Source organism: Streptomyces sp. AM8-1-1 (assembly GCF_032229325.1).
Classification (GTDB): domain Bacteria; phylum Actinomycetota; class Actinomycetes; order Streptomycetales; family Streptomycetaceae; genus Streptomyces; species Streptomyces achmelvichensis.
In genome coordinates, this window is sequence record NZ_CP135086.1 from 3131019 (window position 1) to 3154198 (window position 23180).

Annotated in this window: 24 protein-coding genes and 1 pseudogene; 14 read left to right on the plus strand and 11 right to left on the minus strand. The window is 71.6% G+C overall.

Annotation, left to right across the window (positions count from 1 at the left end; all coding sequences use genetic code 11):
- Positions 1-171: 171 nt before the first annotated feature.
- The 6 genes from msrA to RPQ07_RS14030 all read left to right on the plus strand — a co-directional run bounded on the left by msrA (position 172) and on the right by RPQ07_RS14030 (position 3504).
- The gene (gene msrA, locus RPQ07_RS14005) at positions 172-837 is read left to right on the plus strand and encodes a peptide-methionine (S)-S-oxide reductase MsrA (protein ID WP_313944474.1); all 666 of its coding nucleotides are present in this window, start codon (positions 172-174) and stop codon (positions 835-837) included.
- Positions 834-1430 (plus strand): hypothetical protein, encoded by a 597-nt coding sequence (locus tag RPQ07_RS14010; protein ID WP_313944475.1) that lies wholly within the window; start codon positions 834-836, stop codon positions 1428-1430. Before msrA ends, RPQ07_RS14010 begins: the two co-directional genes overlap by 4 nt.
- A 95-nt stretch (positions 1431-1525) precedes the next feature.
- Complete coding sequence (locus tag RPQ07_RS14015) at positions 1526-1852, plus strand: DUF6233 domain-containing protein (RefSeq protein ID WP_313944476.1); 327 nt, start codon at positions 1526-1528, stop codon at positions 1850-1852.
- Positions 1853-1878: 26 nt separating this feature from the next.
- The gene (locus tag RPQ07_RS14020) at positions 1879-2103 is read left to right on the plus strand and encodes a hypothetical protein (protein WP_313944477.1); all 225 of its coding nucleotides are present in this window, start codon (positions 1879-1881) and stop codon (positions 2101-2103) included.
- A 143-nt stretch (positions 2104-2246) separates the two neighbouring features.
- On the plus strand, positions 2247-2900 hold the full coding sequence (locus RPQ07_RS14025) for an ATP-dependent Clp protease proteolytic subunit (protein ID WP_313944478.1): 654 nt from the start codon (positions 2247-2249) through the stop codon (positions 2898-2900).
- Between the two features lies 1 nt (position 2901).
- Positions 2902-3504: an ATP-dependent Clp protease proteolytic subunit gene (locus RPQ07_RS14030; protein WP_313944479.1), complete on the plus strand. Its 603-nt coding sequence runs from the start codon at positions 2902-2904 to the stop codon at positions 3502-3504.
- Between the two features lie 311 nt (positions 3505-3815).
- On the opposite strand, the pseudogene RPQ07_RS14035 reads toward RPQ07_RS14030, so the two are convergent.
- Positions 3816-4145 (minus strand): annotated as a pseudogene (locus RPQ07_RS14035) (helix-turn-helix domain-containing protein); the annotation flags it as partial.
- Positions 4146-4498: 353 nt separating this feature from the next.
- Between RPQ07_RS14035 and abc-f the strand changes: the two are divergent.
- The 3 genes from abc-f to RPQ07_RS14050 all read left to right on the plus strand — a co-directional run bounded on the left by abc-f (position 4499) and on the right by RPQ07_RS14050 (position 8336).
- Positions 4499-6124, plus strand: a complete 1626-nt coding sequence (gene abc-f, locus RPQ07_RS14040; RefSeq protein WP_313944480.1) for a ribosomal protection-like ABC-F family protein — start codon at positions 4499-4501, stop codon at positions 6122-6124.
- Between the two features lie 134 nt (positions 6125-6258).
- Positions 6259-7887: a hypothetical protein gene (locus RPQ07_RS14045; RefSeq protein WP_313948888.1), complete on the plus strand. Its 1629-nt coding sequence runs from the start codon at positions 6259-6261 to the stop codon at positions 7885-7887.
- Positions 7888-7967: 80 nt separating this feature from the next.
- Positions 7968-8336 carry a VOC family protein gene (locus tag RPQ07_RS14050; RefSeq protein ID WP_313944481.1) on the plus strand — a complete coding sequence of 123 codons (369 nt, stop codon included), beginning with the start codon at positions 7968-7970 and terminating at the stop codon, positions 8334-8336.
- A 10-nt stretch (positions 8337-8346) separates the two neighbouring features.
- On the opposite strand, the gene RPQ07_RS14055 is transcribed toward RPQ07_RS14050, so the two are convergent.
- Together RPQ07_RS14055 and RPQ07_RS14060 are read right to left on the minus strand one after the other, a co-directional pair.
- Positions 8347-8934: a TetR family transcriptional regulator gene (locus RPQ07_RS14055; protein ID WP_313944482.1), complete on the minus strand. Its 588-nt coding sequence runs from the start codon at positions 8932-8934 to the stop codon at positions 8347-8349.
- 151 nt (positions 8935-9085) lie between these two features.
- Positions 9086-10129, minus strand: a complete 1044-nt coding sequence (locus RPQ07_RS14060; RefSeq protein ID WP_313944483.1) for an NAD(P)-dependent alcohol dehydrogenase — start codon at positions 10127-10129, stop codon at positions 9086-9088.
- Positions 10130-10247: 118 nt separating this feature from the next.
- Between RPQ07_RS14060 and RPQ07_RS14065 the strand changes: the two genes are divergently transcribed.
- Positions 10248-11132: a helix-turn-helix transcriptional regulator gene (locus tag RPQ07_RS14065; RefSeq protein ID WP_313944484.1), complete on the plus strand. Its 885-nt coding sequence runs from the start codon at positions 10248-10250 to the stop codon at positions 11130-11132.
- Between the two features lie 145 nt (positions 11133-11277).
- Here RPQ07_RS14065 and RPQ07_RS14070 read toward each other — a convergent pair whose 3' ends face one another.
- Both RPQ07_RS14070 and RPQ07_RS14075 read right to left on the minus strand, forming a co-directional pair.
- Entirely contained in the window at positions 11278-12543 is a 1266-nt protein-coding gene (locus tag RPQ07_RS14070) for a L,D-transpeptidase (RefSeq protein ID WP_313944485.1), read from the minus strand.
- Positions 12544-12750: 207 nt separating this feature from the next.
- Positions 12751-13137: a hypothetical protein gene (locus tag RPQ07_RS14075; protein ID WP_313944486.1), complete on the minus strand. Its 387-nt coding sequence runs from the start codon at positions 13135-13137 to the stop codon at positions 12751-12753.
- A gap of 107 nt (positions 13138-13244) precedes the next feature.
- Here RPQ07_RS14075 and RPQ07_RS14080 point away from each other — a divergent pair, with 107 nt between their 5' ends.
- Positions 13245-13535 carry a hypothetical protein gene (locus RPQ07_RS14080; RefSeq protein WP_313944487.1) on the plus strand — a complete coding sequence of 97 codons (291 nt, stop codon included), beginning with the start codon at positions 13245-13247 and terminating at the stop codon, positions 13533-13535.
- 59 nt (positions 13536-13594) lie between these two features.
- Here RPQ07_RS14080 and hutH read toward each other — a convergent pair whose 3' ends face one another.
- From hutH to RPQ07_RS14105, 5 genes are all read right to left on the minus strand, one after another.
- Positions 13595-15136: a histidine ammonia-lyase gene (hutH, locus tag RPQ07_RS14085; RefSeq protein ID WP_313948889.1), complete on the minus strand. Its 1542-nt coding sequence runs from the start codon at positions 15134-15136 to the stop codon at positions 13595-13597.
- Between the two features lie 129 nt (positions 15137-15265).
- A complete protein-coding gene (locus RPQ07_RS14090) occupies positions 15266-16429 on the minus strand; it encodes a diguanylate cyclase domain-containing protein (RefSeq protein WP_313944488.1) in 1164 nt (387 codons plus the stop codon).
- A 62-nt stretch (positions 16430-16491) separates the two neighbouring features.
- The gene (locus tag RPQ07_RS14095; protein ID WP_313944489.1) at positions 16492-17286 is read right to left on the minus strand and encodes an enoyl-CoA hydratase/isomerase family protein; all 795 of its coding nucleotides are present in this window, start codon (positions 17284-17286) and stop codon (positions 16492-16494) included.
- 90 nt (positions 17287-17376) lie between these two features.
- Positions 17377-18471, minus strand: coding sequence for an adenylate/guanylate cyclase domain-containing protein (locus RPQ07_RS14100; protein ID WP_313944490.1), 1095 nt, complete (start codon positions 18469-18471; stop codon positions 17377-17379).
- A gap of 273 nt (positions 18472-18744) precedes the next feature.
- Positions 18745-19602 (minus strand): biotin--[acetyl-CoA-carboxylase] ligase, encoded by an 858-nt coding sequence (locus RPQ07_RS14105; RefSeq protein ID WP_313944491.1) that lies wholly within the window; start codon positions 19600-19602, stop codon positions 18745-18747.
- 109 nt (positions 19603-19711) lie between these two features.
- Between RPQ07_RS14105 and RPQ07_RS14110 the strand changes: the two genes are divergently transcribed.
- The gene (locus tag RPQ07_RS14110; protein ID WP_313944492.1) at positions 19712-21322 is read left to right on the plus strand and encodes an acyl-CoA carboxylase subunit beta; all 1611 of its coding nucleotides are present in this window, start codon (positions 19712-19714) and stop codon (positions 21320-21322) included.
- Between the two features lie 14 nt (positions 21323-21336).
- The gene (locus RPQ07_RS14115; protein WP_313944493.1) at positions 21337-21543 is read left to right on the plus strand and encodes an acyl-CoA carboxylase epsilon subunit; all 207 of its coding nucleotides are present in this window, start codon (positions 21337-21339) and stop codon (positions 21541-21543) included.
- Between the two features lie 13 nt (positions 21544-21556).
- Here RPQ07_RS14115 and RPQ07_RS14120 read toward each other — a convergent pair whose 3' ends face one another.
- A complete protein-coding gene (locus RPQ07_RS14120) occupies positions 21557-22831 on the minus strand; it encodes an SGNH/GDSL hydrolase family protein (RefSeq protein ID WP_313944494.1) in 1275 nt (424 codons plus the stop codon).
- A gap of 214 nt (positions 22832-23045) precedes the next feature.
- On the opposite strand from RPQ07_RS14120, the gene mmpB reads away from it, so the two are divergent.
- A complete protein-coding gene (gene mmpB, locus RPQ07_RS14125) occupies positions 23046-23174 on the plus strand; it encodes a morphogenic membrane protein MmpB (RefSeq protein WP_313944495.1) in 129 nt (42 codons plus the stop codon).
- Positions 23175-23180 lie beyond the last annotated feature (6 nt).

A 23180-nucleotide genomic window follows, 5' to 3' on the forward strand; every position in this document is an offset into this window, starting at 1 on the left:
GGCCGACGGAACTGACCGGCAAGGACTTCCAGGCACGGGACGCCAAAAGGACCCGGCCGAGCTCTACTGCTCACTCCGTGACGTGGCGATCAGGGCCGCCGGTGCGTGAGGGGAATGGCTGCGGGGGCTCCTCGTGTTGACAACGAAGCCAGCGACCACGAGGAGCCCCGCATGTTCCTGTCCCGCCGTGTCCCCGAGCTCCCCACCGCCGAGCAGGCCCTGAAGGGCCGTCCGGACCCGATGTTCTCCGTGCCCGACCGCCACACGGTCCTGGGCAACCCGCTGCTCGGCCCGTACCCCGAGGGCCTCGAAGTGGCGGACTTCGGCATGGGCTGTTTCTGGGGCGCCGAGCGCACGTTCTGGCGGATCCCCGGTGTCTGGACGACGCTGGTCGGCTACCAGGGCGGTCACACTCCGAACCCGACGTACGAAGAGGCCTGCTCCGGTCTGACCGGCCACACCGAGGCGGTCCGCGTGGTCTTCGACCCGTCGGTCGTCTCGTACGAGCAGTTGCTGAAGGTCTTCTGGGAGTCCCACAACCCGACCCAGGGTTTCCGCCAGGGCAACGACCGCGGCACCCAGTACCGCTCGGCGATCTACACCCACTCCGCGTCCCAGTCGGAGGCGGCGGAGGCCTCGCGCCAGGCGTACCAGAAGGTCCTGACGGGCTCGGGGTACGGCACGATCACGACGGAACTGCTGCCGTCGGAGGGCCGCCCGTTCTATCCGGCCGAGGGATATCACCAGCAGTATCTCGACAAGAACCCGGCGGGGTACTGCGGGATCGGCGGGACGGGCGTTGCCTGTCCGATCGGGGTTGCCCAGGTCGAGGGGTGAGCCCGGGCTTCACCCCCCAGCTGCTCGCGAGGCTGTGGCAGGAACGGCGGCCGTCCGTTCCGCCCGTCGCCCATAGGTTCCGCGGTACGTACGCGGACCTCTGGGTGCGCTTCCACAGCCTCCCCGGCTCGAAGCGCTACCCGGAGACCGAGGACGAGTACGCGATCGTGCTGCACCGGTACAACACGGTCCTGGACGAACTGTTCGCGGGCGCGGACGTGTTCGTGGTGACCAGGGACTGGTCCAGCACGCCGTCCGGGCCGGCCGGCCGGCCCTCACCACGACAGACTCTGCACCGGGACGGCCTCCACTGGTGGACCGAGGCGGACCGGGACGACCCCGACCCGCAGTTCCACACCTACACACGCCTTTACGCCGACCGGCGTCCGTGGGAACGCGGCTGCGTCGACGGAGTGCTGCGCGCCGTCGCGGACGAGGCGCTCGTCGATGTGTTCATCGCCGATACGGAGCTTCGCCGCATCCACCATCCGTACGACGGCGGCGCCGACGTCATCCTCACCACGACCGCGGAGCGGGAACGGCTGCGCGGCGAGCACACCGCCTGGCTCTCCAGCCACCAGTCGGGCCTCTGAAAGCGGCCGGGCGGCGATGGCCGAGGGCGGGGACACCCCGCGCATCCCCACCCCGCGGTGGAACACCGGCACCGATCGCGCCTAGAATCGAACATGTGAACGATCGCCCGCCGTCGCGCCTGGAGCTGCTCCGGTTCCTCCAGCGCGTGCAGCTTCAGCAGCTCGACCAGACGCGGCGGTGGCTCCTCCAGGAGGAGGACCGGGCCCAGCGGGATGCCCATGTGGCGCCCCCTCCGCCCGACTGGGTCGTCGAGTACGGCATCGGCGCGGGGCGGCCGCCCGCGTATGTGCACGTCGGGAGCTGTGCGATGCGCGGTGCCCGGTCGAAGCCGGTCGGCCGGGAAGAAGCGCTCCGTGCGCTCGCCGAGCAGGTCGATCCCTGCCCCATCTGCCGTCCCGACCGAGAGCTCGGTGTGCTGTGAGCCGTGATGCGACGCAGCCTGGAGGCATGAGCCTCGCGCCGATCGTCGTGCACCGCATCAGCCCGTCCGGGGGACGACGGGTCACGGTGCGCGAGCAGATCATGGGGCTCGCCCACTCGGACCGCGATCTTCTGGAGTTCCTCAGGCGGGCCGGCCTGCCCGACGCGGAGCTCATGCTCGACGACCCCACGTGGGTGGACTGGGTCGGCGACCGGCCGCACGAGTACGAGCGGCTGGAGATCCTGCCGTGACCGGTGGGGGCGCGGATCCGGCGACCGGTCTCCGCTCTGCCGAGGGCGAATCTGCTGCGGGCCGAGAAACCTGACCCGGCCGCCCGGGCGGACCGATGGTGGAGATCGCGGCGACAGTCGCCGCGCCACCACAAGGAGGTCCGATGTCAGCACTCATCACCGGCCGTGACCCGGCCTTCGGCCCACGCGCCTCCGAGGGTGACACCGCGCCCACCCGCTTCGACGACCATCTGGCCGCGCAACTCCTGAACCAGCGCATCGTCCTGCTCGGCACCCAGGTCGACGAGGTCTCGGCCAACCGGGTCTGCGCGCAGATGCTGCTCCTGTCGGCGGAGGACTCGCGGACCGACATCTGCCTCTACATCAACAGCCCGGGCGGTTCGGTGACGGCCGGGCTGGCGATCTACGACACGATGCGGCTGATCCCCAACGACGTCTCCACGCTCGCGATGGGATTCGCCGCCAGCATGGGGCAGTTCCTGGTCACCGTCGGCACGGCGGGGAAGCGTTTCGCCCTGCCGAACGCGCGGATCATGATGCACCAGCCGTCCGCCGGTATCGGCGGCACCGCCGCCGACATCGCGATCCAGGCGGAGAACCTGGAGTACACCAAGAAGGCGGTCGAGCGGATCACGGCGGAGCACACCGGCCAGAGCGAGGAGACCATCTCCCGCGACGGCGATCGTGACCGCTGGTTCACGGCCGAGCAGGCGCGGGAGTACGGCATGGTCGACCGGGTCGTCGAGTCGCTCGACGACGTGCGGCCGGCCGGTTCACGGCGACGGGCGGGACTCTGACATGGGCCAGTACACGATTCCGAACGTGGTGGAGCGCACCGCGCAGGGCGAGCGGTCCTACGACGTGTTCAGCAGGCTGCTGTCCGAGCGGATCATCTTCCTCGGTACCGAGATCGACGACGGCGTGGCCAACGTCGTGATCGCCCAGCTGCTCCACCTCGAGTCGTCGAGTCCGGACACCGAGATCGCGATCTACATCAACTCGCCGGGCGGCTCGTTCACTTCGCTCATGGCGATCTACGACACGATGACGTTCGTCCGCGCGCCGATCTCGACGTTCTGCGTGGGGCAGGCGGCCTCGACCGCGGCGGTGCTGCTGGCGGGCGGGGATCCGGGCCGGCGGTTCGTGCTCGAACACGCGCGGGTGCTGCTGGGTCAGCCGACCAGTGGCGGCCGGCAGGGGACGGTCTCCGACCTCGCCCTGCAGGCCAGGGAAGTGCTCCGGATCCGGTCGCAGGTCGAGGACGTGCTCGCCCGCCATGTCCCGCATGACGCGGCGACGCTGCGGGCGGACATGGACCGCGACAAGTTCTTCACCGCGCAGGAGGCGGTGGCGTACGGGCTCGCCGACGAGGTGCTCAGCCGTCGGCTCGTGACGGTCTGAGCCCCCGCGGCGCCGACGGCCGCCGCCACCGGCTCCGTGCAGGCGGCGGCCGCCCGGCACAGGTGCCTGTGCCGGTGCCAGTACCGGGCGTACGTCCGTCAGGCGGCGAGGCGGACGTCGCCCTGGCGCGGTGCCTGCCGTGCGCGGGCCGTGCGCGTGAGCGCCGTAACCCGTACGGCTCGGGCGCTCGGCTCCACCGCGGTCGTCGCCGTGCCGTCGTCCTGAACGCGCGCGTCCTCGGCACCTTCGGCGACCACCCGCCCGGGAGCGGCAGGAGCAGCGGGGGCGGCGGGTACGACCGGTGCGGCGGGCCCGGGCCTGCCGTGCCGCGTCCGCGCCGGCCGCGCCAGTTCGCGGTGGGCCAGGGCGAGAAGATCGGCCAGTCCGAGGCCGAGGGCGTGCGCGGCCGCGGCGAGGACCTCCGACGAGGCCTCCTTGCGGCCGCGTTCGAGCTCGGAGAGATACGGCATCGAGATACGCGCCGCGTCGGCCACGTCCTTGAGCGTGCGCTGCTGGGCGCGCCGTTCACGGCGCAGGACGTCCCCGACGATGTTCCGCCACAGCGGCTCCCGGGCTGCGGGCGCCGCCGTCAGTGGGCGCAGGGGAAGGACGCGGGCTTGGTTCGGCGCGTGGCTGCTCACCACATCAGAGTAGGAGCGACGGGCGCCGCGGAGGGTGCGGCAGCGTTCCGCCCGACGCGAAATCCCGTCCCCGGCGGGTCATGTTCGCGCCCGGCCCGCTCGCACCGCGGCAGGACAGCCCCGTTCCCGGAGGGACGTCGGCGGCGAAAATGACTCCTCTCCGCGGAAGGGGCTTGGCTAGACTGGACGCATGGGTTCGCACAAGCACTACTTCTTTCTCTGATTCCGGCCGCGGACGCCGCGTGCTCGTCGTAGCACCGCGCTGACGTCCCCCGGTCCGGCAGAACCCACCCCTACCCTGCGGTGCGCCGTCGCGCACCCCTTCGCGGGCATGTCATTTTCAGGGAAAGACCATGCGCGAACGCGCCCAACTGACCATGAAGGACGTCTCCAAGGCCTATGGGGACCGCTCCGTACTCGACCAGGTGTCCTTCACCGTCCGGCCCGGCGAACGCGCCGGTGTCATCGGGGAGAACGGCTCCGGCAAATCCACCCTGCTGCGGCTGATCGCCGGGGCCGAGGCGCCCGACGCCGGGGAGATCACCGTCGGCGCGCCCGGCGGCACCGGGCATCTCGCGCAGACCCTGGCGCAGACCTTCGGCCTGGGGCCCGGGCACACCGTGCAGCAGGCCGTCGATGCCGCGCTCGCCGAGCTGCGGGAGATCGAGCGGCGGCTGCGGCACGCCGAGGAACGTCTCGCGGAGGCCGACGAGGACGAGCTCGCCGCGTACGGGGACCTCCTCACCGCCTTCGACGAGCGCGGCGGTTACGAGGCGGACGCCCGCGTCGATGCCGCCCTGCACGGGCTCGGGCTGACCCATGTCACCCGGGAGCGTCCGATCGGCACGCTCTCGGGCGGGGAACAGTCGCGGCTGGCGCTCGCCTGTGTGCTGTCGGCCGCGCCCGAGCTGCTGCTCCTCGACGAGCCGACGAACCATCTCGACCGGCAGGCCACCGAGTGGCTGGAGGACCGGCTGCGGGCGCACCGGGGCACGGTCGTCGCCGTGACGCACGACCGTGCCTTCCTCGAACGCGTCGCGACCACGATCCTCGAGGTCGACCGCGACACCCGTGCGGTGACCCGGTACGGCGACGGCTGGCACGGCTACCGGGCCGCGAAGGCCGCCGCCCGCCGCCGCCGGGAGCTCGACCACCAGGAGTGGCTGGCGGACGTGGCCCGTACGGAGGAACTGGTGGCGGCGGCCGGGCAGCGGCTGGCGACGACCGGGAAGGACCCGCGCCAGGGGTTCGGCAAGCACCGGCGTTCCCATGAGGCGAAGCTGTCCGGGCAGGTCAGGGCCGCGCGGGTGCGGTTGGAGCGGCTGCGCAGGGAGCCGGTGTCCCCGCCTCCGGAGCCGCTGCGCTTCGTGGCCAGGCCGGTCAGCGGTGGCCGGGAGGGGCTGCTGACCGAGCTGACCGGCATCGCCGTCGGTGACCGGCTGCGGGTGGACGCGCTGCGGGTGGAGGCCGGGCAGCGGCTCCTGGTGACCGGTCCGAACGGGGCCGGCAAGACCACGCTGCTGCGGGTGCTGGCCGGGGACGTGCGCCCCGACGAGGGCACGGTGCGCCGTCAGGAGCGGGTCCGGGTCGGGTATCTGCCGCAGGAGCTGCCGGCCGTACCGTCCCGCGGAACGCTGCTGGCGGCGTACGCGGCGGGCCGTCGCGGTCTCCCCGAGGAGTACGCCGCCGAGCTGCTCGGTCTCGGACTGTTCCGCGAGGAGGATCTGGCGGTCCCGGTCGCGGCGCTGTCCGTGGGTCAGCAGCGGCGTCTCGAACTGGCCCGGCTGCTGGCGGCCCCCGCGGATCTGCTCGTCCTGGACGAGCCCACGAACCATGTGGCGCCGAGTCTGGTGGAGGAGCTGGAGGAGGCGCTGGCGGCGTACGAGGGAGCGGTGGTCGTCGTCTCGCACGACCGGCGGTTCCGGAGCGGATTCACGGGCGAGCGGCTGGAGTTGCGGTCGGGCCGCGCGGTCGCCTGAACGGCCACCTGAACGGGGCCGCCTGACAGGGGCGCCTGACCGGGGGCTGTCGGCAGGACCTTGTCGGGGCCCGCTGCCCGGCGAGGACCCGCCATTAGGGTTTGCCCGTGGGGATCAGTGAGCGGACTCGGACGTTGCCGGCACGGGCAGTTGAGCGGGACGCGCCGCCGTGGTGGCGCGTCCCGCTCGTCGCGACCGCCGTGGCCGTGCCGCTGTACGCGCTGTGGGCGGTGTGGCTCGCGACCGGTGGCGGGGATCTGGCCGCGCAGCTCGCGTGGGCCGGGTTCATGGAGCGTCACCCGGCCACCGCGTACAACTTCTCCTGGTACGGCGGCACGCACACCGCCAACTACAGCCTGCTGGCACCCCCGTTGATGGCGGTGCTCGGGGTGCGGACGGTGTCGGTGCTGGCCGGTCTCGTCGGGACGTGGGTGCTGGCCTGCCTGTTCGTGAGGGCCGGGGTGCGGTGGCCGCTCGCGCCCGCCGTGGTCGGGGCGCTGGCGCTGTGGTGCAACATCGCCTCGGGGCGGACCACGTTCGCGCTGGGCGTCGCGCTCGGTCTGCCCGCTCTGCTGTACGTCCGCAGGACGGGCATCGCGATGGTGTGCGCGGCGCTCGCCACGACGGCGAGTCCCGTCGCCGGGCTGTTCCTCGTGGTGGCCGGTGCGGCCTGGCTGCTGGACCGGCAGTGGCGCAAGGGGCTCGCGCTGATACTGCCGCCGTTCGTGGTGGTGGGCGTGGTGACATGGCTGTTCCCCTTCCGGGGCGAGCAGCCCATGGCGACGGAGAAACTGTGGATGCCGCTGGCCGTCTCGGCCGCGGTGGCTCTCGCCGCGCCCCGCGCGTGGCGGGTGGTGCGCTTCGGCGCCGGGGTGTACGGCCTCGGTGTCGTGCTGACGTATCTCATCGCCTCGCCGATCGGCACGAACGTCGAGCGGCTGCTCGGCCTCGCGGCGGCTCCGGTGCTGCTCGCGGCGCTGCTCACGCGTTTCGGCGAGGGCTCGCGCACCGGGCCGGGGCCTGCGGCGTGGGCCGGGGAGTTCGCCCGCGGCCTGGTGCGCCCCGCACGGGCCGTGCTCGCGGTCGCGCTCTTCTTCAGCACGTACTGGCTGATCGACAAGACCGAGGACGATCTGGTCGTCTCCACCGACGTCCCGTCCTGGGCGGCGCACACGGACGGTGTCGTCCGTGAGCTGGAGCGGCTGGGCGCGGACCGTACGCGGGTCGAGGTCGTCCCCGCCCGCAACCACCGCGAGGCGACCGCGCTCGCCCCGCACATCAACCTGGCACGCGGCTGGAACCGTCAGCTCGACGTCGAGCGCGGGCGGCTCTTCTATGACGGCTCGCTGAATCCGGCGACGTACCGGAAGTGGCTGGACCGCTGGGCGGTCGGCTATGTGGTGCTGCCGCACGGGCGGCCGGACGGGCCGGCGGAGGACGAGGCCGCGATCGTCCGCGGCGCGCCGTCGTGGCTGGAGCAGGTGTGGCAGGACGAGGGCTGGAGGGTCTACCGGGTGCGCGGCGCGGTACCGCTGGTGTCGTCCCCGGCGACGGTGGTGGGCGGGGACGACGCGTCACTGACGGTACGGATGCCGGCCGCCGGTTCGGTGACGGTAAGGGTGGCGTACTCACCGTGGCTGCGGGCGAGCGGTGCCTGTCTGCGGCAGGAGGGCGAGTGGACGCGGCTGACCGTGCCGCGGGCCGGGGAGTACCGGCTGGACTCGCCCTACCGGGTGCCCCGTTCGGCCGGATCCGACTGCTGAGGCGGGCGGGCCGGGATCCCGCCGGCCGGCCACGGCTCGTCGTCGGGGGCGCCGCCCGTGCCGTGTGCCACGCTCGGACCATGCTCGACCACATCTCGCTCCAGGTGGCGGACCCGGCTGTCTCCGCCGCCTTCTACGACCGGGTGCTCGCGCCGCTGGGCAGCACCCGCCTGCTCGACTTCGGCCAGGTGATCGGCTGGGGCACGACGCAGCCGCGGTTCTGGATCGGCCCGGTGACGACGGAGGGTGCGGCGCGGGAGGCGCACATCGCCTTCGAGGCGGCCGACCGTGCGGCGGTGCACGCCTTCTTCGACGCGGCGGTCGGCGGGGGCGCCGAGGTGCTCCATGAGCCGCGGGTGTGGCCCGAGTACCACCCGTCGTACTACGGGGCGTTCGTACGGGACCCGGACGGCAACAATGTGGAGGCGGTCTGCCACCGGCCCGGGTGACGTGCGGTCCTCAGCGCTCCTGGCCCGCGAGCCGGCGCACCAGCCCCACCAGAGTGGCGCGTTCCGTCTCCTCCCCCGGTGCCTCCGCGTAGATCATGCGGACGGCCTGCGGGGCGCTGAACCACCAGGCGCCCAGGGCGAGTACGGCGTAGAACAGGGCCTCGGGGGCCAGCCGCGCGTCGAGCATGCCCTTCTTCTGCGCGTCACCGAGCGCCCGCACGGCCACGCCGTGAGCCGCCGTACGGTCGGCCTCACGCAACGCGGGGCCGCCGGTGTCCTGGAGGCCCTCCCACTGGAGGAGGCGGATGAACTGCGGGCGCGCGCAGTGGTAGTCGTACAGCCGGCCGGCGTACTCCCCGAGGTCGTCGAGCTGTTCGCCGGTGACCGGGACCGTGCGCGCGATGCGCTCCCGTTCGGTGTCCAGAACATGGTCGAAGAGCTGTTGCTTGTTGCCGAAGTACTGGTAGATCCGCTCCTTGTTGACGCCCGCCCGGGCGCCGATGCGGTCGATCCGCGCCCCTTCGAAGCCGTACTCGGCAAATTCGTCGACGGCCGCCGCGAGCAGGACTCTGCGGGTGCGTGCGGTGTCCCAGGCCATGGTCCGAGCCTAGGACCCACCAACTGTTCAGTTGGGTCGGACTGGCCGGATGTGCCGTACGACGAAACCCCGGCCGCGGTGGTCAGGAGGGGGCCTGATCCACCGCGGGCCGGGGTGCCGGAGGGGGCCCGGAAAGGGGGCCGCGGGTCGCTCAGATGGTGGCCGCGTCGATCACGAAGCGGTAGCGCACGTCGCTCGACAGCACGCGCTCGTAGGCCTCGTTGATCCGGTCGGCGCCGATCACCTCGATCTCCGCGCCGAGGCCGTGCTCGGCGCAGAAGTCGAGCATCTCCTGGGTCTCGCGGATACCGCCGATACCGGAGCCCGCGAGGGTCTTGCGGCCGGCGATGACGGAGAAGAGGTTGAGGGACACCGGCTCCTCGGGAGCGCCCACGTTCACCAGCGCTCCGTCCGTTCGCAGGAGACCGAGATAGGTGTCCAGCGGCAGCGGGGCCGACACCGTCGAGACGACGAGGTCGAACGTGCCCGCCAGCTGCTCGAAGGTCGCCTCGTCACTGGTCGCGTAGTAGTGGTCGGCACCGAGGCGCAGACCGTCGTCCTTCTTGCGCAGCGACTGGCTGAGAACGGTCACTTCGGCGCCCAGCGCGTGCGCGATCTTGACGCCCATGTGGCCGAGACCGCCGAGGCCGACGATGGCGACCTTCTTGCCCGGGCCGGCCTTCCAGTGCGCGAGCGGCGAGTAGAGGGTGATGCCGGCGCACAGCAGCGGGGCGGCTACATCGAGCGACAGGCCGTCGGGGATGCGCAGGGTGAAGGCCTCGTCCACCACGATGTGGGTGGAGTAGCCGCCGTAGGTGGGCTCGCCGTTCTTGTCGAGGGCGTTGTACGTGCCGACGTTGCCGCCGGAGCAGTACTGCTCCAGTCCGGCCTTGCAGTTGTCGCACTCGCGGCAGGAGTCGACCATGCAGCCGACGCCCACCCGGTCGCCGACGGCGAACTTGGTGACGCCGGGACCGGTCTCGGTGACGATCCCCGCGATCTCGTGTCCCGGGACCATCGGGAAGATGCCCTCGCCCCAGCCGTCACGGGCCTGGTGGATGTCGGAGTGGCAGATGCCCGCGTACTTGATCTCGATGAGCACGTCGTGCTCGCCCACCGGACGGCGCGGGATGGTGGTCCGCTCCAGCGGCGCCTTGGCGGCGGGAGCGGCGTATGCGGAAACAGTCGTGGTCATGCACTCGACTGTGCCGAAGTACGCGGAACCTACCCAGCCCTCTGTTGTACCTACGTCCGGCGTGCGTACCACTGGCAGGGTCAGGCTGCGTGGGAAGGGTGGCGCGATACTGGTGAGCATGGACCAGCGCGCCGAACTCAGCGAATTCCTCCGCTCACGCCGCGCCCGGCTGCAGCCCGAGGACGTCGGCCTGCCGCAGCTGGGCCGCCGTCGGCGGGTACCGGGGCTGCGCCGCGAGGAGCTGGCGCAGCTCGCGGGGGTGTCGGTGGCGTACTACACCCGCCTGGAACAGGGCAACGGGCGCAATGTGTCCACCGAGGTGCTGGACGCGATCGGGCGGGCGCTGCGGCTGTCGGACGCCGAGCGCGACCACCTGAGCCATCTCGCGAAGCCGAAGCAGAAGAAGCACCGGCGGATGGGCAGGCCGCAGCACCTGCGCCCGTCCGTGCAGCAGCTGATGGATGCCATGGAGGGCGTGCCCGCCTACGTGGTGGGGCGGCGGCTGGACATCCTGGGCTGGAACCGCACGGCCCGAGCGTTGTTCGGCGACTTCGCGGCCCTGTCCGCGAAGGACCGCAACATGGCCCGGATGGTCTTCCTCGACCCCAACGCCACGGATCTCTACATGGACTGGGAGTGCAAGGCGACCGAGGTGGTGAGCGTGCTGCGGATGTACGCGGGGTGCTCGGCGGACGATCCGCAGCTGCCGGAGCTGATCGGTGATCTCTCGGTCAAGAGCGAGGAGTTCCGGCGGCTCTGGGCCGCGCACACGGTCCAGGACAAGGGCCACGGCGTGAAGCGGATCCACCATCCGCTGGTCGGCGAGATGACGCTGTCGTACGAGACGCTGCGACTGCCGGACGATCACGATCTGTCGCTGGTCACCTACCACGCGGAGCCGGGCACGCGGTCGGCCGAGTCGCTGCGGCTGCTGGCGGGCTGGGGCGTCGACGGCGAGGACGACGACGCGCGGCTGCGGCCGGGGCCCGCGGCGGGCGCCTAGGGTCTGCTCTCGCGGTCGCTCCGGGGCCCCGCGGCGGGCGCCTGGAGCCTGTCCTCGCGGTCGCTCCGGCCCCCGCACACGCCGAAGGCGGGTCACCCCCGAAGGGTGACCCGCCTTCCGCTGTACGGCCCGGTGGCCGGTCGGATCAGGCCGCGGAGCCGGCCTGCCACTCCGCCCAGCTCATGTTCCAGCCGTTGAGGCCGTTGTCCGGCTTGATCGTCTTGTCCTTCGAGTTCTTGACGATCACGACGTCACCGACGATCGAGTTGTCGTACAGCCACGCGGCGGGCTGGTTGGGGTCGCCCGCGCCCTCGACGTCGTTCAGGCCGACGCAGCCGTGGCTGGTGTTGGCGCTGCCGAAGATCGAGTCGGCGCCCCAGTAGTTGCCGTGGATGAAGGTGCCCGACGTGGACAGCCGCATGGCGTGCGGGACGTTCTTGATGTCGTACTCGCCCTTGCCGTCGTCGTCCGTGAAGCCGACGGTCGCACCGTTCATCCGGGTCTCCTTGAACTTCTCGGAGATCACCATCTGACCGTTGTACGTGGGGTTCTCGGTCGAACCGGCGGAGATCGGGATCGTCTTGACGGTCTTGCCGTCCTGCGTGATCGTCATCGTCTTCGTCGCGGCGTCGACGGTGGAGACCTGGTTGCGGCCGATCTTGAAGGTGACCGTCTTCTGCTGGACACCGAAGACTCCGTCGGCGCCCTCGACACCGTCGAGGTTCAGCTTCAGCGTGACGGTCGAGCCCTCCTGCCAGTACTGGTCCGGCCGGAAGTCCAGACGCTGGCCGTTGAACCAGTGACCGACCACCTCCTGGCCGCTGCTCGACTCCACGGTGATACCGGCCTGCACGGCCTTCTTGTCGGTGATCGCCTTGTTGAAGTTGATCGACACCGGCATGCCGACGCCGACGGTGGAACCGTCCTCCGGCGTGAAGTTGCCGATGAAGCTGTTGGCGGGCGAGACCGTGGTGAAGGAGGAGTTCTCGTGGGCCTCCAGGCCCTCGGAGTCCTTGGCGGAGGCGGAGATCTTGTACGTGGTGGAGCGCTCGAGCTGATCGTCCGGCTTCCAGCTCTTGCCGTCGGGGGCGAGCGTGCCCTTCACGGCGGCGCCGTCGGCGGTGGTCATCGTGACCTGCGTCAGCTTGCCGTCGCTGACGGTCACCTTGGCGTCGTCGTTGATGCCGGCGTTCGTCGCACCGTTCTTCGGGGAGATGGCTATTCGGGCCTTGGAGGCGTCCTTCGCGGCCGCCTCGTCGACCTGGGCCTGCGACTTCTTCGAGCCCTCGGCGCTGCCGCCCTTGTCGCCGTCGCCGCTACAGGCCGACAGCACCAGAACGCCGCCGAGCACCGCGGACGCGACCGTGAGGGCCTTGCGCCGCTTGCTGTCCGTCATCACACGCTTCTCCATCGTTGCCGAATCGCCTGATCGCACTGTTGGGGAAAACACCCATTCCGGGTTACCCGGTTCCACATCCCCAACCGATGTGGTGAACACCACTCATCGACGCAGCCGCAGCGGTGCCGGTTGCAGTCCCGCGGCATGCGTTCCGCCGGGCCCCGGCCCGTGGAACCGGGGCCCTGACCGGCCGGTCCGGAAAACTGCCGGTCCAGCAGGCTACGGGCGTCCGCCGCCGGCGTCCACGTCGTCCGATTCCGCGGCGTCGGCTTCCTCGTCGGCGGCGTCGTACTCTCCATCTTCCTCGTCGAGGTCCCACTCCTCGGCATCGGGGTCGTAGTCGATCTGCTCGCTGGTCCAGGACGCCTGCGCCAGTTCGACACCGGGGACGTCGCCGACCAGGTCGAACGGATCCACGAGATACGCGACGGCCTCGGCCTCGTCCTCGCGCACCGCCGACTCCGCGTGGGCGCGCTCCTCCTCGGGCATGTACTCGTCCGAGGCGATCCGTTCCAGCGCGGCGCCGGTCAGTGATGCGGGTTCCCCGATCTCCAGCACCAATTCCACCCGCAGGCGCACATACCGTGATGTCTCAGAAGTGGTCATACGACGGAGAGTAGGGCTCCCGGCTGCCCGGCTTTCCCACGACCCGCTGCTTTCACTAGCATCAGCGCACCGGCCAATTCGAGGATGCCTCAAGGGGGATCGAGTCCGTGTCCGTCGCACGTCGACCGCTTCTGACCGCCACTGCCGCTGGGACTCTGCTCTGTGCGCTGTGGTTCGTTCCGTCAGCGAACGCCACTGCCGAGCGGGAGGGCGTGGACAGACAGCAGACCGGTGCGGCGGCGACGTCCCAGGACCTGAAACTCGCCGACACGGGCACCTTCGACACCACGCCGTACATCATCGGCGGCACGACGTTCCTGGGGCTCGGCGTGGGCTTCGTGACCTACTCCATACGCCGGAGCGCCACCGGCGCGACGGGCGCAACAACCGCGCTGTGAAAGCCGGATGACCCGGGGCGGCGCCCCGGGTCATCGTGAGCCTCGTGCCGGGCTCGTGGTCAGGCCAGCGGCCCCGTCACCGGTTCCACGGCGGCGATGAGCCCGCCCTCGCGGACGAAGACGTCCGCCGCCTCCAGGTCGGGGGCGAGGAAACGATCCGGCCCGGGCCCCTGCACACCCGCCGCGCGCAGCGCCTCGATGGCGGCCTGCGAGGCGGGCGCGGGGGTCAGACCGTGCCGCAGCTCGATACCGCGGGTGGCCGCGTAGAGCTCGACGGCGATGATCCGGTTCAGATTGCCGACCGTGGTGCGCAGCTTGCGCGCCGCCGACCAGCCCATGGACACATGGTCCTCCTGCATCGCGGAGGACGGGATCGAGTCGGCGGACGCGGGGACCGCGAGCCGCTTCATCTCGCTGACCAGGGCGGCCTGGGTGTACTGGGCGATCATCAGACCCGAGTCCACACCGGCGTCGTCGGCGAGGAAGGGCGGCAGCCCGTGGCTGCGGTTCTTGTCGAGCAGCCGGTCGGTGCGGCGCTCGGCGATGGAGCCGAGGTCCGCGGCGACGATGGCGAGGAAGTCGAGGACGTAGGCCACGGGCGCGCCATGGAAGTTGCCGTTGGACTCCACGCGGCCGTCGGGCAGGACGACCGGGTTGTCGACGGCGGAGGCGAGTTCGCGTTCGGCGACCAGGCGGGCGTGCGCGAGCGTGTCCCGCCCGGCGCCCGCGACCTGCGGCGCGCAGCGCACGGAGTAGGCGTCCTGGACCCGGGGCGCCTCGTCGTGCTGGAAGTGACCGACGAGCCCGGAGCCCTTGAGCACGGCGCTCATATTGGCGGCGGAGACGCCCTGGCCCGGGTGCGGGCGGATGGCGTGCAGCTCGGGGGCGAGCACCTTGTCGGTGCCGAGGAGCGCCTCCAGCGAGAGCGCGGCGGTGATGTCCGCCGAGGTGTAGAGGCGCTGGAGGTCGGCGAGCGCCATGACCAGCATGCCGAGCATGCCGTCGGTGCCGTTCAGGAGGGCGAGGCCCTCCTTCTCGCGGAGTTCGACGGGTGCGATGCCGTGCTCGGCGAGCAGCTCGCCCGCGGGGCGCACCACGCCGTCGGGGCCCTCCGCGTCGCCCTCGCCCATGAGGGTCAGGGCGCAGTGGGACAGCGGTGCGAGGTCGCCGGAGCAGCCGAGGGAGCCGTATTCGTGCACGACGGGCGTGATCCCGGCGTTCAGCACGTCCGCCATGGTCTGGGCGACCTCGGGGCGTACGCCGGTGTGCCCGGAGCAGACGGTCTTCAGGCGCAGGAACATCAGCGCGCGGACGACCTCGCGCTCGACGCGCGGGCCCATGCCGGCGGCGTGCGAGCGCACGATGTTGCGCTGGAGCTGGGCGCGGAGTTCGTGGCTGATGTGCCGGCTGGCGAGTGCGCCGAAGCCGGTGGAGACCCCGTAGACGGGCTCGGGCTTGGCGGCCAGGGTGTCGACGACGGCGCGGGCGGCGGCGAGGGCGGCCTGCGCCTCGGCGGAGATCTCGATACGGGCGCCCAGGCGGGCCACGGCGACGACGTCATCGGCGGTGGTACCGGACGTCCCCACCACGACGGTATGCATATCCATATTCAGCAGCGTACGTATTGAATCGCAACCTGTCACTAGTGGTGGGCGGGTGGGCCCCTTACTCCCCCGCCACCCCCCGGCGCCCACGAACCGCACGCCCCCTCCGCGGCCAGACTCCACGACCTACGGCTCGCTCCAGGGCTCCTCGACCTCTTCCGGCCGCACCCCCCGGAAACGGCGGCGGTCCTGGTGCGAGCGCGGCGGGGCGTCCGCCAGGCGCAGCACCGTGCCGTCGCGGCCCGCCACGACCGGCTTCGGCGAGCGGGCCGCCTTCGCCCGGTACTGGGCCGCGTCCGCCAGCCGGAACAGCCGACGGCCCGAGCGGACGTGCCCGATCGGGTCACCCGTCGACGCGACCCCGCACGCCACCCCTTCGCCGAGCTCCAACTCGGCCGCACGGACGCAGAGTTCGTCGGCCACGCGGACCACCTCGTCGGCCGAGGGGCCGACCGTGACGAGGCAGAACTCGTCGCCGCCGAGCCGGGCCGCGAGCGCCCCCGGCAGCATGGCGCCGCACAGCGACAGGACCGAGCCGAATCTCTCCAGCAGCCGGTCGCCGACCGCGTGGCCGTGCGTGTCGTTGACCCGCTTGAGGCCGTTCAGGTCGCAGACCACCAGGCTGACGACGGATTCGTCCTCGCGGTGGCGCTCCAGCGCCTCGTCGAGGCGGGTGTCGACGGCACGGCGGTTGGCGAGACCGGTCAGCGGGTCGGTGAAGGCGAGGCGGCGGACCTCTTCGAGCCGCTCGGTCTGGGCGATCCCTGCGGCGATCACGGAGGCGAGGACGGTCGCGAAGTCGGCGTCGTGGCGGTCGAAGACGGCGGCGCCGAGCGGACGGGCGACATAGAGCTCGCCCCAGGCCCGGCCGTGCAGCACTATCGGCGCCACGACACAGCAGCCGCGGCGGCGCCGGCGCAGGGCCGCCACCCTCTGGTGGCAGTAGCCGTGCTCCGGCGTCGCCGGGCCGTCCACGGTCTCCACCCAGGCGTCCGGCTCACCGCCGCCCGCCCACTGCTCGTGCAGGAACTCCGTGATCTCGGGGAAGCGGTTGACGGGATAGGTCTCCGACTCGGGGAACTCCTCCTCGCCGACGGCCCGTTCACCCGCGTTCACGAGCACCTTGAGCCGCCCGAGCTCCCGCTCCCACACGGACAGCGCCGCGAAGGAGCCCGCCAGCGCGGAACACGCGCCCAGCGCCGCCGCACGCCACGACTCGCGCGGGGTGTGCGCGGCAGCCATCGCCTGCGCCAGCGCCACCACGGCTCGCAACCGCCGATCCTCAGCCATCACCCCAGCTTAGGGAGGTTTGTGAGGATTTGATCAGTTGGAGTGGGCCGAGGTTCTCCGGGTCACTCGCCGGGCCACTGCGGCTTCCGCTTCTCGTTGAAGGCGGCGACGCCCTCGGCCCGGTCCCCGGAGAAGGCGACCGAGCGCCAGGCCGCGTCCTCGACCTCCAGCCCGGCGCGCAGATCGAGCCCCTGCCCGAGACGCAGGGCCCGCTTGGCGGCGCGCAGCCCCACCGGCGAGTTCGCGGCGATCCGGTCTGCGAGGGCGAGCGCCTCGGTGCGGGCGTCCTCCGCGAGCTGGTCGACGAGGCCCAACTCCCGGGCCTCCGCCGCCTCTACACGCCGCGCCGAGAACACCAGCTCGGCGGCGCGGGCGGCCCCCACCCGGCGCGGCAGCAGCTGCGTACCGCCACCGCCGGGGATGACGCCCACGGACACCTCGGGCAGGCCCACGACCGCGGTCGCGTCGGCGACGATCAGATCGCAGGCCAGAGCCAGCTCGAAGCCTCCGCCGAGCGCGTATCCGTGCACCGCGGCGACCGTGGGCATCGGCAGTTCCAGCACTCCCGTGTAGGCGGCACGGGCGGTCGGCCGCTGCCGAACCAGCTCGGCGTCCGAGAAGGAGTTGCGCTCCTTGAGGTCGGCGCCGACGCAGAAGGCGCGGTCGTTCGAGGAGGTGACGACGGTGACGCGGACGTCCCGGTCGGCGGCGAGGGCGTCACAGGCGGCGGCGAGCGAACGCGCCATCTCGGTGGAGACGGCGTTCATCGCCTTGGGGCGGTCGAGGACGAGCTCGGCGACGTGCTGGTGCGTGCGGACGAGGACGAATTCTCCGAACCGCTGCTCGGACTCGGACATGAGGACCCTCCCGGTTAACGACGGTTCACCGGATCATAGGCCCGCGGCGTTCCCGGCCGTGCGGGGCCGGGTCCCGGGGGCCCGGGAGGCTCACTGCGGGCGACGGGAGAGCAGCCAGGGCTCGACGACGCCCAGACCGCGGACCGGCCGCTGCCACATCGGCTGGAGCGCGAAACGGTACGTGGGCGGCTCCCGGCCCTCCTTCTCGGCCTTCGTCGCCTCCTCCGCGGCCTCGGCCTCCGACGCCGGCGCCTCGCCGGTGCGCACCAGCTCCTCCGCGAACGCCCCGTCCACCAGTACGGCGTCCTTCGGCGCTATCGACGTGAGGCGGCTCGCCAGATTGACCGTGGTGCCGAAGACATCGCCCATCCGCGTGGTGACCGTGCCGAAAGCGATGCCGACGCGCAGCGCCGGCATCGACTCGTCGTGGGTCATCGTCTCGATGAGCCGCAGGGCGATCTCCGCGGCCGTGCCGGCTTCATCGGCCGCGTAGAGGACCTCGTCACCCAGCGTCTTGATCAGCCGGCCGCCGTGGGCGGCCACCAGGTCGGCGGACGTGGTCTCGAACGCCTCGACCAGCTCGCCCAGTTCCTCTTCCTCCAGCCGTCGCGTCAGCCGGGTGAAGCCGACGAGGTCCGCGAAGCCGACCGCGAGCCTGCGGTCGACCATCTCCTCGTCGTCCGCGGCCTGGACGACCCGTCCGGTGGCCGCGGCCAGCTGTCGTCGCCAGACGTAGATCAGGAACTCCTCCAGCTCCGGCAGGAGCAGCTCCACCAGGGGATACGTGACTTCCGTCCGTGTCATCCCGGGCTCGGGAGGCTCGGTGAGTCCCTCCAGAAAGGAATCGATCTGCCATTCGGCCAGCCGGGCGGTGGTCTGGCCGGTGGAACGGGCCACCTGGACCGCCATGGGCTCGCTCAGCAGGCCGGCCTCGACGAGACCGGCGAGCCGGCGCAACGCGAGGACGTCCGCCTCGGTGAGCGCCTTGGCCTGGCCGATGTCCGCGAACCCCATGGCCCGCCAGAAACGGGAGGCGAGCTCCATCGAGACGCCCGCGGTACGCGCCGCCTGGAAAGGGGTGTAGCGCCGTTCGGCGCCGAGGATCAGCTGTTCCAGCCGGATGGCGAGGGGGTCGTCGGTCGGCTCGACCGTGTGGTCGACGGCGTGGTGAGGCGTGGGATGCACTGCCCCGGAACTGCCGGATGCCGCGTTGTCGGCCCCGGCTGCGGACTCGGGAGAACCTGACTCGAAATCGCCCGGTCCGGACCCCCCGGACTCGGAACCGGAGCCGGAATCGTCCGCGCCGGAAGTGGTGTCGTCGACGGTCACCAGCCGCCTCCTGCCCGTTCCCTGCGCACTGTCCTGCCGATCTGTCGCTCGATCGCCTCAACGATACGGCAGGTGTGCCCTGGCTCACGTCCGAGTGGCCCGGCTGGTTCAGCGGCGCGACGCACCGGCTCAGCCGGCCGGCCGCAGGTGCACGATGTCGCCCGCACCGACCGTCTCCCGGGTGCCGTCGCCCGTGGCCAGAACAAGCCGTCCGGCGCCGTCCAGGGCGATGGCCTCGCCGGTCACCGACCGGTCTCCGGGCAGCTCGGCACGGACCCTGCGGCCCAGCGTCGCGCAGCCCGCCGCGTACGCCTCCTGCACCCCCGAGAGTCCCGCGTCGCCGCCCGCCTCGCGCCACTTGCCGTACCACTGCTCCAGGGAGCGCAGGACGGCCCGCAGCAGCGGGTCGCGGTCGGTGGAGACGGCGTTCGCCAGCGCGAGGGAGCCCGCCGACGGCACGGGCAGCTCGTCCTCACGGAGCGTGACATTGATACCCATGCCGATCACCACGCCGCCGTCGCCCGCACGCTCCGCGAGGATCCCGCCGGTCTTGCGTTCCTCGCCACCCACAGTCACCAGGAGGTCGTTGGGCCACTTGAGGGACATGTCCACCCCCGCGGCCCGGCTGAGCCCCGTCGCGACGGCGACTCCGGTGAGCAGCGGGAGCCATCCGTAGTGCTCCACGGGCACCTGAGGGCCGGGGCGCAGCAGCACGGACAGGAAGAGCCCCGAGCGGGCGGGCGCGGTCCAGCTGCGGTCCAGACGGCCCCGCCCGGCTGTCTGCTCCTCGGCGACGAGTACGGCCCCTTCCTCCAGGGAGCCCGCTTTCGCCGCGAGATCGGAGTTGGTCGACCCGGTGGCGGGCACGATGTCGAACGAGGTCCACAGCCCGCCCGGCTGCAGCAGGGCGCGGCGCAGCGCGGAGGCGTTCAGCGGCGGCCGGTCCAGGTCGGACCAGCGGCTCCCGGGCGCATTCTCAAACGTCATGCAAGCCAGGTTAGGTGTGGTAAACGACGCACTGCCGAACGGTATCCACGCCGATACGCTACGAGTCAGTAGCCAACGACCCCGTGATCAGCCAGGGAGCCGCATCCCGATGTCCGAGCCGGAACAGATCGCCAGCTCCAGCAGTCCCAGCAGCCACACCACCGCGGGCAAGATCGCGGATCTGCAGCGCCGCATCGAGGAGGCGACGCACGCCGGCTCCGCCCGCGCGGTGGAAAAGCAGCACGCCAAGGGCAAGTTGACGGCCCGCGAGCGGGTCGACCTGCTGCTGGACGAGGATTCGTTCGTGGAGTTCGACGAGTTCGCACGGCACCGCTCCACCAGTTTCGGCCTGGAGGAGACCCGTCCGTACGGTGACGGAGTCGTCACCGGCTACGGCACGGTCGACGGCCGCCCGGTCGCCGTGTTCTCGCAGGACTTCACCGTCTTCGGCGGTGCGCTCGGCGAGGTCTACGGCCAGAAGATCATCAAGGTCATGGACTTCGCCCTGAAGACCGGCTGCCCGGTCATCGGGATCAACGACTCCGGCGGCGCCCGTATCCAGGAGGGCGTCAGCGCGCTCGGCATGTACGGCGAGATCTTCCGCCGCAACACCCATGCCTCCGGCGTGATCCCGCAGATCTCGCTGGTCGTCGGACCGTGCGCGGGCGGTGCGGTGTACTCCCCCGCGATCACCGACTTCACGGTGATGGTCGACCAGACCTCGCACATGTTCATCACGGGCCCGGACGTCATCAAGACCGTGACCGGTGAGGACGTCGGCTTCGAGGCGCTCGGCGGCGCCCGTACGCACAACAGCACCTCCGGCGTCGCCCATCACATGGCGGGCGACGAGAAGGACGCCATCGAGTACGTCAAGTCCCTGCTGTCGTACCTGCCGTCCAACAACCTCTCCGAGCCGCCGGCCTTCCCCGAGGAGGCCGACCTCGCGACGAACGACGAGGACCGCGAGCTCGACACCCTGATCCCGGACTCGGCGAACCAGCCGTACGACATGCACACCGTCATCGAACACGTGCTGGACGAGGGCGAGTTCCTGGAGACCCAGGCGATGTTCGCGCCGAACATCCTCACCGGGTTCGGCCGGGTCGAGGGCTTCCCGGTGGGCATCGTGGCGAACCAGCCGATGCAGTTCGCCGGCTGCCTCGACATCAACGCCTCCGAGAAGGCCGCGCGCTTCGTGCGCACCTGCGACGCGTTCAACGTGCCGGTGCTGACCTTCGTCGACGTCCCCGGCTTCCTGCCCGGTGTCGACCAGGAGTACGGCGGCATCATCCGCCGCGGCGCCAAGCTGATCTACGCGTACGCGGAGGCCACCGTCCCGCTGATCACGGTGATCACGCGGAAGGCGTTCGGCGGCGCGTACGACGTCATGGGCTCCAAGCACCTGGGCGCCGACCTGAACCTCGCCTGGCCGACCGCGCAGATCGCGGTGATGGGCGCGCAGGGCGCGGTGAACATCCTGCACCGCCGCACCATCGCGGCCGCCGGCGACGAGTCGGCCCAGGAGGCCACGCGCGCCCGGCTGATCGAGGAGTACGAGGACGCGCTGCTCAACCCGTACACGGCGGCCGAGCGCGGCTATATCGACGCCGTGGTCATGCCGTCGGACACCCGGTCGCAGATCGTGAAGGGACTGCGTCAACTGCGCACCAAGCGGGAGAACCTCCCGCCGAAGAAGCACGGCAACATCCCCCTCTAGGAAGGGACCTGACGATGATCAAGGTCGTACGAGGAAACCCGACCCCCGAGGAACTGGCCGCCGCCCTGGCGGTGGTCCGGGCCCGCGCCGCGGCGACGGCCTCCGCGCCGGAGGGTGCCGTGGCGCCGGCCGAGCAGTGGTCGGACCCGGCGAGGATCGCCCGCAGTCGCCGTCCGCTGCCCGGCCCGCGGGCGTGGGCCCGCACCTTCTGGCCGGTCTGACCGGGCTCCCGGCTCACCGGGACCGTGACAGCACCCCGGCTGCCTCCGCCGCCATGCGGAGGTAGCCGGCGTCGTTGGGGTGCAGCGCGTCCCCGTGGTCGTAGGCAGGGGCGAGCCGGTCCGGGTCCGCCGGATCGGCCAGCGCCCGGTCGAGATCGACGACGGCGTCGAACTCCCCCGACGTACGGATCCAGTGGTTGACCTCGTCGCTGACCCGGGCCGAGTGCGGCCCCCAGTGGTCGGAGCCCTTCAGCGGCAGCAGCGTCGCGCCCACGACCTCCACCCCGCGGGCGTGGGCCTGCCGTATCAGCTCGCGATACCCGGCGATCAGCTCGGCCGCCGGCACGACCGGGGCGGGCTTGTACGTGGGCTGGTCCTCCGCCTCGCTGAAGCCGATGTCGTTGAGGCCCTGGAGCAGGACGACGGTGGAGACGCCGGGCTGGTCGAGGGCGTCCCGGCGGAAGCGCGCGGTGGCCCGCTCGCCGTACCAGGCGGAGTCGTTGAGGACGAGATTGCCGCCGATACCCGCGTTGAGGACGGGCCGGCCGACGCGTTCGGCGAGGGCGTCGGACCAGCGCCGGTCGGCGCCCGGCGTGGACCCGAAGCCGTCGGTGATGGAGTCGCCGAAGAGCACGATGCCGCCGCCGTGGGCGGGCCGCGCGTTGCCCGCCACCTCGACGCCGGAGAGGTAGTACCAGGACTGCGTGACCTCGGTGAAGCGTGCGCCCGAGGTGTCCGCGCGGCGGTCCCCGGCGGCGCGGTAGGTGTCGGTCCAGCCCTGGGCGTGGAAGGTCGCGGGCCCGGTGGTGCCGGCGAAGTACAGCGTCACGGTCACCGGCTCCAGCGACGTCAGCGGCAACCGGGCCGCGTCGCTGCGCAGTTCGCCGTGCGCGGGAACCGACACCGAGCGGCTGCCGCCGAAGGTGAGGGCACGCACGGAGCCGGGACGCACCGCCGCGCCCGCGCCGGCACGGGCGACGGTGGCACCCGTGAGGTGCAGCGGGGAGGTGCCGTACGCGTTGGACAGCCGGATTCTGATCCGGTCGCCGCCCTCCGTGACCCGGACGACCTGGCGGACGGTCTGCCGGGAGAAGCCCTCCTGGGACCAGTTCGGTGTGAAGCCGGTGCTGGGGGCCTGCGGCGAGGCGGCCCAGGCCGCCGTCCAGTGAGGGTGACCGGTGTCGTCGCGTGTGGGCGCCGCGGCCCGTGCGTCCGTGCCGGCGACGAGGCCGAGGCCCGCGGCGACGGCGGCGAGCGGGGTGACGGCACGGTGCAGATACCGGTGCATGGCGGTGCTCCTTCCCGGTCCCGAGCCCTAATGGGTCGAGAGTTCCATTAAGCGATACGGGAACGGTAGCACCGCGGAGGGCTTTAATGGAACAGCAAGCCCATTTAGGGTCTCGCGGACCGGCCGGGTCATCGTGAAGGGGTCCGCCCGTACCCAGAGCGTTGAGTACCTGTACTCAGGCGCCGAAGGGCCGTCCGGCCGCAGGATCGGAAGCATGCTGTGGTCCGACCCGAAGAACGAACCCCCCGAGGAACTGCGCCAGACCCAGGCGATGATGCGCCGCGTCGGCCTGGTGCTGGCGTTGGCCATGGTGCTTGCGATGTTTGTGGTCGGCCTGCACTGAGCGCCG

Bases quoted from the DNA above. Each gene is read 5' to 3' on its own strand.
- RPQ07_RS14090 (WP_313944488.1), bottom strand. From the start codon at position 16,429: ATGGCTGAGGATCGGCGGTTGCGAGCCGTGGTGGCGCTGGCGCAGGCG.
- RPQ07_RS14110 (WP_313944492.1), top strand. From the start codon at position 19,712: ATGTCCGAGCCGGAACAGATCGCCAGCTCCAGCAGTCCCAGCAGCCAC.
- RPQ07_RS14065 (WP_313944484.1), top strand. From the start codon at position 10,248: ATGGACCAGCGCGCCGAACTCAGCGAATTCCTCCGCTCACGCCGCGCC.
- mmpB (WP_313944495.1), top strand. From the start codon at position 23,046: ATGCTGTGGTCCGACCCGAAGAACGAACCCCCCGAGGAACTGCGCCAG.
- RPQ07_RS14105 (WP_313944491.1), bottom strand. From the start codon at position 19,602: ATGACGTTTGAGAATGCGCCCGGGAGCCGCTGGTCCGACCTGGACCGG.
- abc-f (WP_313944480.1), top strand. From the start codon at position 4,499: ATGCGCGAACGCGCCCAACTGACCATGAAGGACGTCTCCAAGGCCTAT.
- RPQ07_RS14070 (WP_313944485.1), bottom strand. From the start codon at position 12,543: ATGGAGAAGCGTGTGATGACGGACAGCAAGCGGCGCAAGGCCCTCACG.
- hutH (WP_313948889.1), bottom strand. From the start codon at position 15,136: ATGCATACCGTCGTGGTGGGGACGTCCGGTACCACCGCCGATGACGTC.
- RPQ07_RS14050 (WP_313944481.1), top strand. From the start codon at position 7,968: ATGCTCGACCACATCTCGCTCCAGGTGGCGGACCCGGCTGTCTCCGCC.
- RPQ07_RS14095 (WP_313944489.1), bottom strand. From the start codon at position 17,286: ATGTCCGAGTCCGAGCAGCGGTTCGGAGAATTCGTCCTCGTCCGCACG.
- RPQ07_RS14060 (WP_313944483.1), bottom strand. From the start codon at position 10,129: ATGACCACGACTGTTTCCGCATACGCCGCTCCCGCCGCCAAGGCGCCG.
- RPQ07_RS14075 (WP_313944486.1), bottom strand. From the start codon at position 13,137: ATGACCACTTCTGAGACATCACGGTATGTGCGCCTGCGGGTGGAATTG.
- RPQ07_RS14020 (WP_313944477.1), top strand. From the start codon at position 1,879: ATGAGCCTCGCGCCGATCGTCGTGCACCGCATCAGCCCGTCCGGGGGA.
- RPQ07_RS14120 (WP_313944494.1), bottom strand. From the start codon at position 22,831: ATGCACCGGTATCTGCACCGTGCCGTCACCCCGCTCGCCGCCGTCGCC.
- RPQ07_RS14025 (WP_313944478.1), top strand. From the start codon at position 2,247: ATGTCAGCACTCATCACCGGCCGTGACCCGGCCTTCGGCCCACGCGCC.
- msrA (WP_313944474.1), top strand. From the start codon at position 172: ATGTTCCTGTCCCGCCGTGTCCCCGAGCTCCCCACCGCCGAGCAGGCC.
- RPQ07_RS14115 (WP_313944493.1), top strand. From the start codon at position 21,337: ATGATCAAGGTCGTACGAGGAAACCCGACCCCCGAGGAACTGGCCGCC.
- RPQ07_RS14030 (WP_313944479.1), top strand. From the start codon at position 2,902: ATGGGCCAGTACACGATTCCGAACGTGGTGGAGCGCACCGCGCAGGGC.
- RPQ07_RS14055 (WP_313944482.1), bottom strand. From the start codon at position 8,934: ATGGCCTGGGACACCGCACGCACCCGCAGAGTCCTGCTCGCGGCGGCC.